The sequence below is a fragment of the Streptomyces sp. NPDC052910 genome, from assembly GCF_055585605.1.
In genome coordinates this window covers 1,027,319-1,040,777 of the sequence record NZ_JBVJJR010000003.1, presented here as the reverse complement: position 1 = coordinate 1,040,777, position 13,459 = coordinate 1,027,319, and the positions used below count along the sequence as shown (strand labels likewise).

General features: G+C 75.5%; 11 protein-coding genes and 1 tRNA gene. 3 read left to right on the top strand and 9 right to left on the bottom strand.

Translation table 11 applies throughout. From position 1 onward, the window contains the following. Nucleotides 1-244 precede the first annotated feature (244 nt). Nucleotides 245-2,005 (bottom strand): putative bifunctional diguanylate cyclase/phosphodiesterase, encoded by a 1,761-nt coding sequence (locus ACZ6X9_RS15605; protein ID WP_469778505.1) that lies wholly within the window; start codon nucleotides 2,003-2,005, stop codon nucleotides 245-247. Between the two features lie 417 nt (nucleotides 2,006-2,422). Between ACZ6X9_RS15605 and ACZ6X9_RS15600 the strand changes: the two genes are divergently transcribed. Then, the gene (locus ACZ6X9_RS15600; RefSeq protein ID WP_469778665.1) at nucleotides 2,423-3,637 is read left to right on the top strand and encodes a M6 family metalloprotease domain-containing protein; all 1,215 of its coding nucleotides are present in this window, start codon (nucleotides 2,423-2,425) and stop codon (nucleotides 3,635-3,637) included. Nucleotides 3,638-3,767: 130 nt separating this feature from the next. Here ACZ6X9_RS15600 and ACZ6X9_RS15595 read toward each other — a convergent pair. The 7 genes from ACZ6X9_RS15595 to ACZ6X9_RS15565 all read right to left on the bottom strand — a co-directional run bounded on the left by ACZ6X9_RS15595 (nucleotide 3,768) and on the right by ACZ6X9_RS15565 (nucleotide 10,265). Then, nucleotides 3,768-3,841: transfer RNA gene (locus tag ACZ6X9_RS15595), tRNA-Lys, on the bottom strand. An 18-nt stretch (nucleotides 3,842-3,859) separates the two neighbouring features. Continuing rightward, nucleotides 3,860-4,441 carry a bifunctional DNA primase/polymerase gene (locus ACZ6X9_RS15590; protein ID WP_469778504.1) on the bottom strand — a complete coding sequence of 194 codons (582 nt, stop codon included), beginning with the start codon at nucleotides 4,439-4,441 and terminating at the stop codon, nucleotides 3,860-3,862. Nucleotides 4,442-4,596: 155 nt separating this feature from the next. Continuing rightward, the gene (locus ACZ6X9_RS15585) at nucleotides 4,597-4,974 is read right to left on the bottom strand and encodes a hypothetical protein (protein ID WP_469778503.1); all 378 of its coding nucleotides are present in this window, start codon (nucleotides 4,972-4,974) and stop codon (nucleotides 4,597-4,599) included. Nucleotides 4,975-5,142: 168 nt separating this feature from the next. After that, on the bottom strand, nucleotides 5,143-6,492 hold the full coding sequence (locus tag ACZ6X9_RS15580) for an AAA domain-containing protein (RefSeq protein ID WP_469778664.1): 1,350 nt from the start codon (nucleotides 6,490-6,492) through the stop codon (nucleotides 5,143-5,145). A 68-nt stretch (nucleotides 6,493-6,560) separates the two neighbouring features. Beyond that, nucleotides 6,561-8,129: a hypothetical protein gene (locus tag ACZ6X9_RS15575; protein ID WP_469778502.1), complete on the bottom strand. Its 1,569-nt coding sequence runs from the start codon at nucleotides 8,127-8,129 to the stop codon at nucleotides 6,561-6,563. Then, nucleotides 8,120-9,334 carry a hypothetical protein gene (locus ACZ6X9_RS15570; protein ID WP_469778501.1) on the bottom strand — a complete coding sequence of 405 codons (1,215 nt, stop codon included), beginning with the start codon at nucleotides 9,332-9,334 and terminating at the stop codon, nucleotides 8,120-8,122. The genes ACZ6X9_RS15575 and ACZ6X9_RS15570 overlap by 10 nt, the downstream gene beginning before the upstream one ends. Continuing rightward, nucleotides 9,234-10,265, bottom strand: a complete 1,032-nt coding sequence (locus tag ACZ6X9_RS15565; protein WP_469778500.1) for a phosphatase PAP2 family protein — start codon at nucleotides 10,263-10,265, stop codon at nucleotides 9,234-9,236. The genes ACZ6X9_RS15570 and ACZ6X9_RS15565 overlap by 101 nt, the downstream gene beginning before the upstream one ends. Before the next feature lie 296 nt (nucleotides 10,266-10,561). Here ACZ6X9_RS15565 and ACZ6X9_RS15560 point away from each other — a divergent pair, with 296 nt between their 5' ends. Then, complete coding sequence (locus ACZ6X9_RS15560) at nucleotides 10,562-11,158, top strand: histidine phosphatase family protein (protein ID WP_469778499.1); 597 nt, start codon at nucleotides 10,562-10,564, stop codon at nucleotides 11,156-11,158. Between the two features lie 114 nt (nucleotides 11,159-11,272). On the opposite strand, the gene ACZ6X9_RS15555 is transcribed toward ACZ6X9_RS15560, so the two are convergent. After that, nucleotides 11,273-12,676 (bottom strand): tetratricopeptide repeat protein, encoded by a 1,404-nt coding sequence (locus ACZ6X9_RS15555; RefSeq protein WP_469778498.1) that lies wholly within the window; start codon nucleotides 12,674-12,676, stop codon nucleotides 11,273-11,275. A 308-nt stretch (nucleotides 12,677-12,984) separates the two neighbouring features. Here ACZ6X9_RS15555 and ACZ6X9_RS15550 point away from each other — a divergent pair, with 308 nt between their 5' ends. Beyond that, entirely contained in the window at nucleotides 12,985-13,437 is a 453-nt protein-coding gene (locus tag ACZ6X9_RS15550) for a hypothetical protein (RefSeq protein ID WP_469778497.1), read from the top strand. The last annotated feature ends 22 nt before the right edge of the window (nucleotides 13,438-13,459 follow it).

Genomic DNA, 13,459 nt, shown 5'->3' with positions numbered 1-13,459 from the left:
GCGGTGTGATCGGCCCGGCCGGCGTCGTCGGCGCGATCGACGCCGCGCGACGGGGACGCCGGGCGTGCGGCCGGTCGCGCCGGGGCGCGGGACGCCCTGGGCGCGGGGGTCGCCGACGCGTGCGGCCCGCCGCGTTCGGTGTGGCCGGCCGGGGTGGGCGCGTGGCGGCCCGTACCGTGCCGGCGCACACGAGCGCGTGGCACGACCGTCACCGCCGCCCTGCCCGGGCGCGAGCCCGCCGTGTTCACACCGCCGCCCGCGCCCCCATTCCCAGCAGCGCGGAGATCCGCTCCGCACTCACCGGGCGGGAGTAGAACCAGCCCTGCCCGGTGTCGCAGCCGATCCGCCCCAGGCGTTCCGCCTGTTCCGCGTTCTCCACGCACTCCGCCGTCACCGTCAGCCCCAGCCGGTGCGCCAGGTGCACCAGGGCCTCGACGATCGTCTCGTCCGCCGGGTTCGGCGGTTCGTCGGTGCGGAATCCGTGGACGAATGAGCCGTCCAGCTTCAGTGTGGAGACCGGCAGCCTGCTGAGGTAGGAGAGGTTGGAGTAGCCGGTGCCGAAGTCGTCGATGGCGATGGCGACACCCATGTCGCTCAGCCGGCGCAGTTGCTGGAGCGGCCGGCCCGCCGAGCCCATCACGGCCGATTCCGTCAGCTCCAGTTGGAGCAGGCGGGGCGGCAGACCGGTCTCGGCGAGGATCGCCGCCACGTCCGCGACCAGGTCGGAGTCCCATACCTGACGGACCGCCACATTGACGCTGACCACCAGCGGATCGTCCGGCCGCTCCAACTGCCAGCGGCGGGCCTGCCGGCAGGCGGTCTCCAGTACCCAGCGGCCGAGCGGCACGATCGCGCCGGTCTCCTCGGCCAGCCCGATGAACCGATTCGGCGCGAGGGTGCCGAACTGCGGGTGGTGCCAGCGCACCAGGGCCTCCACCCCCCGGACGACACCGTCGCCCAGCCCCACCAGCGGCTGGTACTGGAGGACGAACTCGCCCCGGTCGACGGCGGGTCGGAGGGTGCTGGAGAGGGCCTGCCGGGTCATCCGGTGGGCGTTGCGCTCCGGGTCGAAGAGGGCCCAGCGCGCCTTTCCGTCCGCCTTCGCCCAGTACAGCGTGGTGTCGGCGGCCTGCATCAGCTCGGTGGCGTGCGTCCCGGCCGCCGGGCGCTCGACGAGTCCGATGCTCGCCGACACCGCCAGCCGCTGCCCCTCGACCTCGAACGGCCGCTGGAGCGCGGCCAGTACGGCGGAGGCGAGGGCGACGAGCTGCTCGGTGCCGGCCGACTCCTCCACCAGCAGCGCGAACTCGTCGCCGCCCAGCCGGGCCACCAGATGGCCGCCCTCCGCGGCACAGTCGCGCAACCGGCGGGCCACCGCGCAGAGCAGCCGGTCGCCGGCGCGGTGGCCGAGGGTGTCGTTGACGGCCTTGAAGCCGTCGAGGTCCAGGTAGCAGAGGCCGATCCGGGCGTCCGCGTCCTCCTCCGCCGCGGCCAGCGCGGCGGCCAGCCGCTCGAAGAACAGGCTGCGGTTGGGCAGCCGGGTCACCGGGTCGTGCATCCGCAGGTGCCGCAGCCGGGCGCGCAGGTCCCGGCGCTCGCTGATGTCGGCGACCGACAGCAGGGCGTCGCGGCCGCCCGGCAACGGGGTGACGGCCACCTCGGCCCAGACCGCCCGCCCGCCGGGGCGTCGCAGCCGCCGGGTGCAGTTGAGCCGGGCCCGGCGGCCGAGCAGCACTTCCCGGTACGCGTTCCAGGTCCGGGAGTCCTCGCGCAGCCCGGTGAACTCGGCCGCCGGACAGCCCTCCAGCCGGGCGGGGTCGGTGCCCAGCAGCGCCCCGAGGGCGTCGTTGGCGACGCGCACCAGGCCGTCGGCCCCGACGACGGCCATCCCGAGGTGCGCGGCCCGGAAGGCAGCGCGGAAATCGTCCGCGTTGACGTGACGTTGTGTGACGACAGGCGCCGCCGCACCCGGCGCGCCGCCCTGGTCGTCGAGGGTTCCGCTCACCGCTCGCTCCCGCGTGGCAATCGTTCCGCACCGTCTCGTGCGGCTTTCATGAGTCTCGTACGCGTGGTCGAATTGACGGCCTCAGGCCGCCGGTTGGGGCAATCCATGCTGCAAATGTGGCGATCATAGGGCTCGTACGGGGCCCGTTCCAGCGGCCGGGTCCGGATCAGGGGAGCCGCGACCCTGGATTCGACCGTTTCTGTACGTCCATGCCCGCTCGGGGCCGAGGCTGCATGGGCGTGCATCTCGATGACATTCTCGATTGACCGTCCGTGACTGAGTGTGATGTACCCAGAAGTCGGCCTAGTCACTCGACCGGGGGACCGGAACAGGGCATAACACTACAAACCGCCTGATGGTGGGAGAGGTGTCCCGAATCCTTCCCGGGAGGTCGACGTGGTGCGTCCGCAGACACCCATGGGGGTGGAACGGTCCGGGCTGCGTCGACTGTGGGCGGTGCTGACCTGCCTGTCCGCCATCGCCGCGACCCTGGTCGCGACCCCCGCCCGGGCCGTCGGGCCGGGCGGCCCCTGCGCGCTGCCCCGCAGCGACGCCCACCATTCCGAGGGCCTGGACACCCGGAACCCGTCCTACCCGCGCGCCCTCGGCAGGCTGGACGCGGTCATGGTCTTCCTCTCCTTCCCGGACTCCCGGCCGGTCGCCACCCCCGCCCAGCTCGCGGCGGACCACTTCCCCGGCACCTCCCGGTTCTTCGAACAGGCCTCCTACGGCCGGTTCTCCGTCCGCGCCCACCCCGTCGACCGGTGGTTCCGGATGCCCCGGCCCTCCACCGCGTACCGGATACAGCGCGACTGGGACGGCGAGCTGCGCACCGCCTATCTGCGGGACGCCATCACCGCCGCGCGCGGCGCCGTGGACTTCGGCCGCTACGGGCTCGTCTACCTGGTCGCCGACCCGGACGCCCCCGGGGTGGACTCGGACGCCACCAAGGTCGTCAACCTGGAGCGGCCGCTGAAGGTCGACGGAGCGGAACTGCGCCGGGTCGTCACGGTCTTCGAGCACCACCCGCCCGACCGGAACGTCCTCGCCCACGAGACCGGGCACGTCCTGGACCTGCCCGATCTCTACCACCGGCCCTCCGAGGGCAAGGGCGACTGGGACACCCACGTCGGCGACTGGGACCTCATGGGCAGCCAGTTCGGGCTGGCCGCGGACCCCTTCGGCTGGCACAAGTGGAAGCTGGGCTGGATCGACGCCCGGCAGGTCGACTGCGTCGTCGGGCGGGGCGGGGCCGTGCACACCGTGCAACCGCTGGAAGCCCCCATGCGGCCGGGGGACACACGGACCCGGCTGGTGGTGGCCAGGACCGGGGTGAGCAGCGCCGTCGTGGTGGAGGCCAGGACCGCGGCCGGCAACGACGCGACCACCTGCACCGAGGGCGTGCTGGTCTACCGGGTGGACAGCGAGACGCCGTCCGGCGGCGGGCCCGTGCAGGTGGTGGACGGGCATCCCGGCACCCTGGCCTGCCCGGGCGAGGCCGTCTTCCCGCCGCTGGCCGACGCGCCGCTCGGGGTGGGCGAGGCGCTGACGGTGGCCGAGGACGGGGTACGGGTGGCGGTCAGGGGGCGGGCGGCGGACGGGGCGTGGACGGTCCGGGTCACCCGCGAGTGATCTCCCGCGCCCGGGACCGGACAGCGAACGCCCGGGTCCGGACAGGGAACGCCCGGGTCCGGACAGGGAACGCCCCGATTCGGGCAACGAAAAAGTCCCTCCACCGAAGTGGAGGGACTCTTCCCGTCTGTGCGCCGCCAGGGACTCGAACCCCGGACCCGCTGATTAAGAGTCAGCTGCTCTAACCAACTGAGCTAGCGGCGCCTGCTGACAGAGAAGACTTTAGCACCCTGATCCGGCGGAAAGAAAATCCGTATGTTTGAGCCCGGCACGGGCGGTACGGACGCAGGCCCAGAGCAGGACGTCGGGCCCCGGCAGCCAGGGATGCCGCACGTCAGGGGCGACCACCCAGCGCGAGGCCGGGGGAACCGGCTCCGTGCCGTCCGGCGGGTACGGCGGGGGGACCGTCACCGCGTCACCCGTGCCCAGGCACAGCAAAGGCGGGACGGCCCGGCCCCACTCCTCCCAGCGCAGCAGCGCCGGCAGCCGCTGGGCCGTGCCGGGCGAGGCGAACAGCAGCAGCCGGCCCTGCTGCGCGGCGACCGGGCCGGAACCCGGCCCGTCCGACCACATCCGGTCCAGCATCCGGCGGCCGAACAGCGACGGGACGCCGATCACGTCGAAGGCCCGCCCGCACGGCAGCAGCAACGCGGACCGCGGGTCGGCCCCCCAGAGGGCCAGCACGCTGCGGGGGAACGGGCCGGCCGAGGCCAGCCACTCGGCACCGGCGGCGCTGACCGGCGCGCACGGGCCGGTCGGCTGCGGGAAGCGGGCGGGGTGCGGAACGCTCGGCCTGGAGTCCATGCCCTCATGGTCGGCTCGCCGCCGGGGGCGGGTGGCGGCAGTTCCCCGAATTCGGGACGGCGCGGCGCGGCGTGCGCTAAATTGTGCGCCGCATATGCCAACGGCCCATGAGTCGGGTCATGGGCCGCGTCGCGGCGTGGGCCGCCGGGGCGGGCTCAGTCGGCCGTTCTGCCGCTGCGCAGCAGCTCACGGCCGAACTCCACCATCTTCTTGGCGTAGTCCTCGCTCCACTCGGCACGCTCCGCGATCACGGCCGTGGGCAGCCGGTCGAACCGCCGGGGGTCGGCGAGCTGGGCCGCCGCCACCGCCTGGAACTCGATCGCGCGGTCGGCCGCCGCCCGGAAGGCCAGGGCCAGCTCGGTCGACCGGGTCAGCAGTTCGCGCGGGTCCTCGATCGACTCGAGGTCGAAGAAGTGCTCGGCCTCCGAGACGGCCTCGGGCGGCTCGAAGAGCAGCGGAGCGGGCCTGCGACGGGGGGCCGCGCCACCGCCCGGTCCGGGAGCCTGTTTCGGCTCGCACTCGCACATGTACATACCTCCAGGATCGTCTGCGCCGCCATCCATTGTCGCGCCGCGCGCAAGGGGGCCCGCCCCAGCCGGGGGCGCGGCGGTCAGGGCCGCCCCCGGCGGCGTGCCGGACCGCGTCCGGCGGGTGCGGCGGTTCGCCGGTCGTTCCGCCGGACGGGTGCCGGGGCGCGCCGGTCAGGGCCGCCACCGCACGCGGTGCTCGTTCAGATGGGACAGCACCGCGAAATTCGCCTCCCACCCGTCCGGGAACTTCACCGCGACCCCCAGCCGTACCGGTTCCGTCGAGGGGTGCTCGTCCAGCAGCCGGTCCACGCCCGCGCGGCACACCACCACGCAGGCGTGCCGGTGGCGCGAGGCCAGGACGCACAGGCGGCCGGTCTCCAGGTGGAAGGCGGTGGCGTCGGGGCGGCCAGAGAGGGGGTGGAGGACGACGGTGAGGTCGAACTCGCGGCCCTGGAGCCGGTTGGCCGTGTCCACCGTGACACCGCTGATCCCATGGCCCGCCAGGGCCGCCCGCACGGCCGCCGCCTGGTCCCGGTGGGCGGTGCCCACCGCGATCCGGGCGGCGGTGAGCGGGACGGGGCCGGGGGAGCGTTCGCTGGTCACGGCCGCGCCCCGGTCGAGCGTCCGGCGCACCACCAGGGCCACCGCCTCGACCGCCTCCGGGTCCGTGCGCGGTACGTGCCGCTCGGGCAGCTCCAGCAGCCCCCAGCCGGCCGCGGCGGCCTCGTCCAGCACCCGGTCGACCGCCGATCCGTCCTGGCGGACGCCGAAGGACATCGACCGGTCGCCGTGGTCCGTGCCGCTGCGGAAGGGGGTGTACGGGTAGAACGCGTCGGAGACCAGGCGCGCGGCGGACGCCGGCAGCCGCCAGGACACCGGGAGGCGGTGCTGCGGCAGCCCGGGGTTGTGGGCGAGGAGCGTGCTCACGGCGCTCACCGACGGGTCGTACGACAGGCCGGCCCACTGCGCCGTCCCTTCGGCGCCCACCACGCTGAACGGGTCGAGCTGGCCCGGGTCGCCGACGAACAGGGCCCGGTCGAACAGGCCCGCCACGGCCAGCAGCGCGTCCGAGCGCATCTGGTACGCCTCGTCCACGATCGCCTGCCCCCAGGGCTCGGCCACCTTGGTGTGCGCCCACTTCGCGGCGGTGGAGACGACCACGTCCAGCCCGGCGAGGTCCGCGGCCTTCGTGGACGTGACCACCTGGTCGAGGCCGTCCAGCGCGGGGTCGTAGGGCCGCGGGTCGCTGCTGTGCAGCCGGCCGACCGGCAGCTCGGCGTCCTTCTCCGCCAGCCGCAGCACCAGGTCGTCCACCTGGGCGTTGGTCTGCGCCACGACCATCAGCGGCCGGCCCGCCCGGGCCAGCTCCAGGGCGGCGCGGACGACCAGCGTCGACTTGCCGGCGCCGGGCGGCGAGTCGACGACGACGCCGCGGTGCCGGCCGTCCAGCGTGTCGCGCAGGATGGCGTCCGTGGCCGCGGCGGCGGCGGCCGACGGGTCGAAGGCGCGGGGCTCCCGCACCGGCCCGGCGGGGGCCGGGATCGCTCCCCGGGGCGCGGCGGATTCCTGGGGCACAGCGGTTTCCCGGGTCACAGAAGGTCCTCCGCGGTCGCCGGATCGGGCTCCTCCGCCCGGGCCCCGGGCGGGCCGCCGTGGGTCCAGGGGGTGTGCTCGGGCTCGGGCAGCTCCGGGCCGCCCCTGGGCATGGGTTCGAACAGGGTCCAGCAGACGTGGTCGCCGGGGGCCGGCACCGATCCCTCGTCGGGGGTCTTGCCCCGGCCCATGCCGCCGGTCAGCCGGACCGTCAGCCCGGCCGGGCCGGCCGTCACGAACTCGGCGGACTGCGACCGCCCGTCGGCCAGCGCCCGGTGCACCCGCGCGCCCTCCTCCAGCAGCGGGGTGTCGTCCGTACGGACGGTGACGAGCGGGCGCGGGCGCGGCACCCGTGCCTCCGAGTAGGCCATGACCACCTCGGTGACCTCCCCGGCGAACGCCTCGCCGGCCAGCCGCCGCCCGGCCATGACCAGCGGGTCGTCCAGTGCCTCCTGGGCGTCCAGGCGGGCCTGGGCGGTCTCCCGGGCGGCGAGCTTCCGCGCGGCGGTGACCGCGTCGTCCCGGCGGGGCTGCGGCGGCTCGCCGGCCCGCAACCGGTCCCGGTGGCCGGTGTACGACCAGCGGTCGCGCTTCCAGCGCTCGGCGACCGAGGCGCTCTCGGGGAGGGCGCGCAGCAGGTCGACGCCGCGCCAGACGGCGTTCCAGGTGGGCAGCGACTGCGAGAGGAGCAGCGTGCGGATCGCGGTGTCCGCGGCGCGCAGCCCGGCGTGGCCGCGGCCGGTCTCCAGGACCGTCGTCCTGGCCCGGTCGTAGCGGGCGATGGCGGGGGCCAGCAGCTTGTTGTCGAAGGCCGGGTCGGTGGCCGGGCCGGCGGGCGGGTGGAGCAGCAGGCCGTCGGCGTCGCGCTCCAGTTCGGCGCGGCGGGCCGCCTCGGGCCCCGAGCCGCCCTCCGGCGGGTCGATCCAGGCGAGCAGCGCGCCCAGGTGCTGATCCTCCAGGTGGCTCTGGCCGGTGGCCCAGTGCCGGGACAGCAGCCCGGTCATCGAGAGCAGGAGAGCGCTCCCGGGGAGGTGGGCGCGCTCCCCGTAGTGGGTGAGCCAGCGGCCGAGCAGCGGGACGCGCGGCGGCGCGGGCCAGTCGGCCGCCGGGTCCTCCTCGGCGGTACGCCGGAAGCGCATGGACCGGCCGAGCAGCCGGACGTACTCCACCGCGGCCGGTCCGGGGACCAGCAACTGCGGGGCGTCCGCGCACAACTCGACCTCCACGGTCGTCCGGCGGCCGGTCTCCGGGTCGGTCTCCTTGCGCTCCTCGGTGACGGTGTCGTCCGCGTACCCCTCCAGGTAGGGCAGGACGGCCTCGGCGAGCTCGGCCAGGAAGGCGAACCGCAGGGCCCGGTCGCGCGGCTGGGGGACCGTCAGCAGGCGGGGCGCGTCGCGGTCGGTGCCGACGAGGGCGCCGAGGGGCGCGCCCGTCTCGCCGGCCGTGGTGAGCGGGACGAGCACCAGCGGGCGGTCCGACAGGTGCCGGTGGCGGACGGTGGCCAGGGGGCGGGCGCGGCCGGCCCGCAGCGCCTCCAGCCGGGCGAGCGAGGTGATCAGCGACATGCGTGCGCCTCCTCCGGGCGGCCCGCGGTGGCCAGGGCCTCGGCGCGCAGGACGGCGGCGCGCCGGAGGGCGGCGACGGCGGGGTCGTCGGCGGGCCCCGCGGCGTCGCCCCGGGCCGCCGCGAGCGCCTCCTCCACGGTGGTGAGCCCCCCGAGGCCGGAGCGGACGTCGCGCCCGAGGTGCCGGACGTCGCCGGCGGCGCGGGCCCGGTCACGGCAGTGGAAGGCCAGCTCGCAGGCGGCGAGGCAGTCCGGCGCGTACGCGGCGTCGACCGCCTCGACGGCGGCGGTCAGCTCCGCCACCGGCCGGTCGGGGGCGAAGGTGGTGCCGGGCGGGAGGGCGGCGGCGATCTCCTCGACCCGGGTGAGCCGGCCGAGCTGGCGGCGGATGGTGGCGCGCGGCTTGCGGAGGTCGAGGAGGGCGGCGGCCGGCAGGTTGGAGAAGTCCTTGGGGCAGACCAGCAGCGCCTGGTGGCGCACCCGGCCGTTCTCCGGGGCCGGGTCCGGCAGCCGGTCGGCCACCGTCTCCAGGGCGAGCGCGTACACCGCGGCCTGCCGGGCGGCGGCCCCGGCCTTGGCGGCGTCGGCCGCGCCGTCGATCAGGGCGAAGGACTTGATCTCGACCACCGTCCAGGTGCCGTCCGGGTGCACGACGACGGCGTCCGGCTCCAGGTAGGCGGGGGTGCCGGCCACGGTGAGCGCCAGCATGGGGTGGTCGAGCAGCGCCCACCGGCCGGCGGCCGTGGCCTCCCGCAGGGCCAGGGCGGTGCGGGCCGTGCGGCCCTCGGGGCCGGCGGCGGAGAGGTCCGGGGCATCGACGGCGTCCGGGGGCTCGGGCGCCTCCCCGGCGGGGAGCGCGGCGTGCAGCAGCCGGACGAGCTCCGTACCGCCGTCGGCCTTCACCCGGGCCTCGAAGGCGTTGCCGCGGGCTATGGCGAACTGCGACTGGCCGAAGGCGGCGGGCGCCCCGAGGGCCCGGGCGAGCGCCGCCTTGTCGACCCCGGCGCCGTCGAGCAGGGCGCGGCGGCGGCAGCCGGGATTGGCGGCGAGGGCCGCCAGGGCGCGGGCGTCCAGCGGGCGTGGCGGGACGTCCGGCCCGCGCAGCTCAGCGAGCCGCCGCGGGAGCGCCGTCGGGCCGGCTGCCGCCGGCCGCTCCGTGGGCCGGCTGCCGGGGGAGTTCCGAAGGGATCGAAGGGGTGTGCTCACTGGCGTCCGCCTCGCGCTGTCTCTCCGGCGCGCCCGGCCGGCCGCTGCCGGCGGGAACGCCGGACGCGGTCGTGCGCGGGAGCGCAGTACGAGCCGAAGTCTCGCACCCCGCACTGACATTCGCCGGGCTCTCGGGCATCTCCGCAGGTCCGGCGGGGGCGAGCGAGGGCAGGGAGCGGGGCGCCCGGGCGCGGAGCCGCTCGCCGAGGCGCAGTGCGGGACGGGTCAGCAGCAGGCCGACGCCCATGACGGCGGCACCCGCGACGGCGTCCAGGAAGTAGTGGTTGGCCGTGCCCATGACCACCAGGGTGATGGCCAGGGGGTAGGCGACCCCGAGGACCTTCGCCCAGACTCCGCGCCCGTGGCGCCACAGCACCACGCCGCACCACAGCGCCCAGCCGACGTGCAGGCTCGGCATGGCCGCGTACTGGTTGGTGAGCCCGCCCAGACCACGCGGCGCGCTGGCGTCACCGCCCCACCATCCGTACGACGAGTACTGGTGCATGGTGTCGATGAAGCCGTAGCCGTCCGGCAGGAGGCGGGGCGGACAGGTGGGCAGCAGGGTGAAGCCCACCAGGCCGATGAGGGTGGAGATCATCAGCCAGGTCCGCACCTTGCGGTAGTGCTCGGGACGGCGCCGGAACATCCACACGAGGACGGCCGGCGTGAGCACGTAGTGCAGGGAGGCGTACGCGAAGTCCGCGGGCACGCCGAGGGCGGCGTGGTCCGTGAACAGCCGGTTGAGCGGGTGTTCGAAATTTATTCGAAACCGCTGTTCGAGGTCGAGTATGGACACACCGTGATCGACCGCCGACCGCACATCGCCCCGGACGAGCAGGCGGCCCGCCGAGTACAGCGCGTAGACGACGGCGATCAGCGGCAGTTCGGTCCACCAGCGCGGCCGCTTCCCGAGTGGTGCGGTGCGGTACATCCGGACGCTCTCCATGTGTTCAGGCGGCCAACAAGCGCGCATGCCACCGTACGGTGCACGGCGCATCCGTCGCACACCGCCCCGTGGCTCCACGGAAACACCGGGGTCATCCGCCGTTCGGCTCCTGGGGCGGCGCATGAGGGGAAAGACGACCGAATATGGCCTCGGGTTGCCTGTGGTGCAAGTGAGTGATGATAGTTCCGACGGGTCCGAACCATCCGTACCGCACATCACTTTTGTGGCAGATCCCGCCGTTTTGTGGGGGAAGTCACCGAGACTCCGAGGGAGCCCGCTCCATGGCACCGCGCATCCTGCTGGCCCGGCACGGACAGACCGAATGGTCGCTGTCCGGAAGGCATACCGGCCGCACGGACATCCCGCTCCTGGAAGAGGGCCGGCGCGGGGCGAAACTCCTGGGCGACCGCCTGCACCGCGCCCCCTGGGACGGCCTGCCCGACGTCGAGGTCCGGACCAGCCCGCTGGTGCGCGCGAGCGAGACCTGCGAGCTCGCCGGCTTCGGCGAGCGGGCGACCGCCTGGGACGCCCTGATGGAGTTCGACTACGGCGCCTACGAGGGCATGACCCCGGCCGAGATCAAGGCCCGCCGCCCCGGCTGGCTCATCTGGCGCGACGGCGTCCCCGGCGGCGAGACCCTCGACCAGGTCGCGGCCCGCGCCGACGAGGTCGTCCGCTGGGCGCGCTCCGCCGCCGACCGGGACGTCCTCGTCTTCGCCCACGGCCACATCCTGCGTGTCATCGCCGCCCGCTGGCTCGGCTTCGAGGCGTCCTTCGCGGCGCGCATCCGCCTGGAGCCGACGTCCCTGTCGATCCTCGGCTGGGCCTACGGAGAGCCGGCGATCGAGCGCTGGAACGACACGGGCCACCTGGGCTGAGCGGGAGCGGCGGGCGCGGCCGGGGGCGCCGCCCTCCGGTCGCCCTCCCCTCCGGGGGCGCCCTTCCGGCCGCGCCCGCCGCCCGGGCACCCTCACGCGCTCCTCACGCCGCCCTCACGCCACTCCCCGCGCCAGGAACGACCCGACCGCCGGATCCTCCGCGTACCGGCGCAGCGTCCGCGACGTGGCGCCGAGCATCCCGCGGATGCGGGCCGACCGGACCTGGCCGAGCAGGTCCAGGACCCGTTCCCCGGCCGCCGCCGCCGCGTCCGGGGCGCCGGAGTGCGCCAGGTCGTCCGCGAGCTGCGCCGTGTAGAGCGCGATGTTGCGGGCGAAGTGCGGGTCGGCCAGCGCCACGGCCCGCTCCCCGTGCTCGGCCGCCCGGGCCCGGTCGCCCAGGGCGGACCAGCACTGGGCCTCCAGGCCCTCCAGCTCCGCCTCGCCGAAGAACGTCATCCACTCGGGGTCGGCGTCGCTCGCCCCCCGCCCGAACAGGGTCCTGGCCCGCAGCAGCGCGGTCGCGCAGGCCGCCCGGTCGCCCAGTCGGGCCCAGCCGCCGGCCTCCCGCAGCGCCAGCAGTGACATCAGCCGGTCCGAGCCCAGCCGCCGGCCCACGTGCTGCGCGGCCTGGGCGGCCCGGACGGCCTCCCGCGGCCGGTCGGCGTCCCGCGCCAGGAACGCGGTGTTGCAGAAGGCGTGCGCCTCCAGCGCCGCGTCCCCGGCCACCCGCGCGGTGGCCAGCGCCTCGGCGTAATGTGAGCGGGCGTCGGCGAACCGGCCGGAGTCGTGCGCCAACCATCCGACGGAGATGGCCAGTTCGCCGGCGCCCGCGTGCAGCCGGTCGGCCACCGACTGCCGCCGGGTCTCCGCGTCGAGCAGGTCGTACGCCGCCCGCAGCGGCCGGGTGGCCCGCCGGTAGAGGCCGTCCCCGCCGTGCCGGTCGTCGAGCAGCCGGATGCTGCGCACGGCCTGCTCCACCGCGTCGGCCTCCGCCTCGCCCGCGTGGCACCGGGAGCGGGCGCCCGCGACGCCGGCCAGGGAGACGACGGCCACCGCGGCCGTGCCATGGGTCATGAACGCGCGACGCAACACGTCGCTCTCCTCGTCACTGGTACCGCCGGTACCGGGGGCGTCGGCGTCCCGGAGGCCCGGTGCGCCGGGCCCCGTCACGTCACCGTCGTCGGCGGGGCTTTCGATGTGTGCGGGCGGCGCACCGCCCTTGTTTCGCGCCCCCCGTCCGCGTACGGTCTCGCGGGGGAGGAAGCCCATGTCCGCCGGCTCGCGGCCGGGGAACATATGGCGGAACACCCGCTCGTAGGCGTAGTTGGGGCAGCGGATCTCGCCGGATTCGACGCGCCCGATGTACCGCGCGTCACACGAGACCTGTTCCCCGATCTCGCGGGCCGCACGCCGTACCGCCGCCGCGAATTCCGCAGGTGAACGCGGTCCGCGCAGTGCACGGAAGACGGTGTTCGGACGGGGGGCGCGAGGTGACGGGGACGCGTGGGGCGACGCCATGGCCGGACCCTCTCCTGGCGGGTGCCGCCCCGCCGGCATCCGGGGCGGACGGTGGTACTGCCGTGCGGCGTGATGACCGTACCGGCTGCCGGGAATCCAGTACGTCCGCTTTGGCTACAAAACGGATATCCCACTCGCGATCCGCCATGAACTGCCATCCTTTACGGCGGCGTGGTGCCGTAGCCGTTGACGGCGCAAGGGAGTTGAACAGTACGAGCGGGTGCCCGCAGCACGTGCCCCGGCCCTCGGCCGGCGGGTACGGAGCGGGGGCGACGGGTTCAGCGAAACGTGCGGAGGAGGCGTTCCCCTTGGCGGAAGCCGGAGTGAACATCGGCGGCTCGCGGACGGCGGCCCTTCACCAGGCGCGCCCCGGACACGGTCCGGCGGCGCGCCCGGCCCGGGGGCAGGGTGAGGGCATCCCCTGCGACCTGGTCACCGTGCCCGCCCGGCAGGGCCTGGAGGCGGTGGACATCCTCCGGCTCCGCGACGGCGTCGGACCCGTGCTGCACGACGGCGAGTGCCACACCCTGGGCTTCCTCGTCCCGGCCGGCACGGCGGCGGGCTGGGACGTCCCCGGCAGCGCCTGCACCCAGGCGTACGGGCGCGGCGTGCGCGCCGGCCGCCATGAGCCGCCCGTGACGGGCAGCGGCTGGCTGGTGGCCCCCGAGGCGGCCCTCGCGGAGGCGACCGATCCGGTGGTGCTGCGGGCGGCGCTCGGTGAGGCGGCCCGCACCATCGAGGCCGTGGACCGCTGCCGCTGATCCCCGGCCGTGGACCGCTGCC

Excerpts from the sequence above, each read along its gene's own strand:
- ACZ6X9_RS15600 (WP_469778665.1), top strand. The coding sequence starts at position 2,423 with ATGGGGGTGGAACGGTCCGGGCTGCGTCGACTGTGGGCGGTGCTGACC.
- ACZ6X9_RS15590 (WP_469778504.1), bottom strand. The coding sequence starts at position 4,441 with ATGGACTCCAGGCCGAGCGTTCCGCACCCCGCCCGCTTCCCGCAGCCG.
- ACZ6X9_RS15585 (WP_469778503.1), bottom strand. The coding sequence starts at position 4,974 with ATGTACATGTGCGAGTGCGAGCCGAAACAGGCTCCCGGACCGGGCGGT.
- ACZ6X9_RS15575 (WP_469778502.1), bottom strand. The coding sequence starts at position 8,129 with ATGTCGCTGATCACCTCGCTCGCCCGGCTGGAGGCGCTGCGGGCCGGC.
- ACZ6X9_RS15565 (WP_469778500.1), bottom strand. The coding sequence starts at position 10,265 with ATGTACCGCACCGCACCACTCGGGAAGCGGCCGCGCTGGTGGACCGAA.
- ACZ6X9_RS15560 (WP_469778499.1), top strand. The coding sequence starts at position 10,562 with ATGGCACCGCGCATCCTGCTGGCCCGGCACGGACAGACCGAATGGTCG.
- ACZ6X9_RS15555 (WP_469778498.1), bottom strand. The coding sequence starts at position 12,676 with ATGGCGTCGCCCCACGCGTCCCCGTCACCTCGCGCCCCCCGTCCGAAC.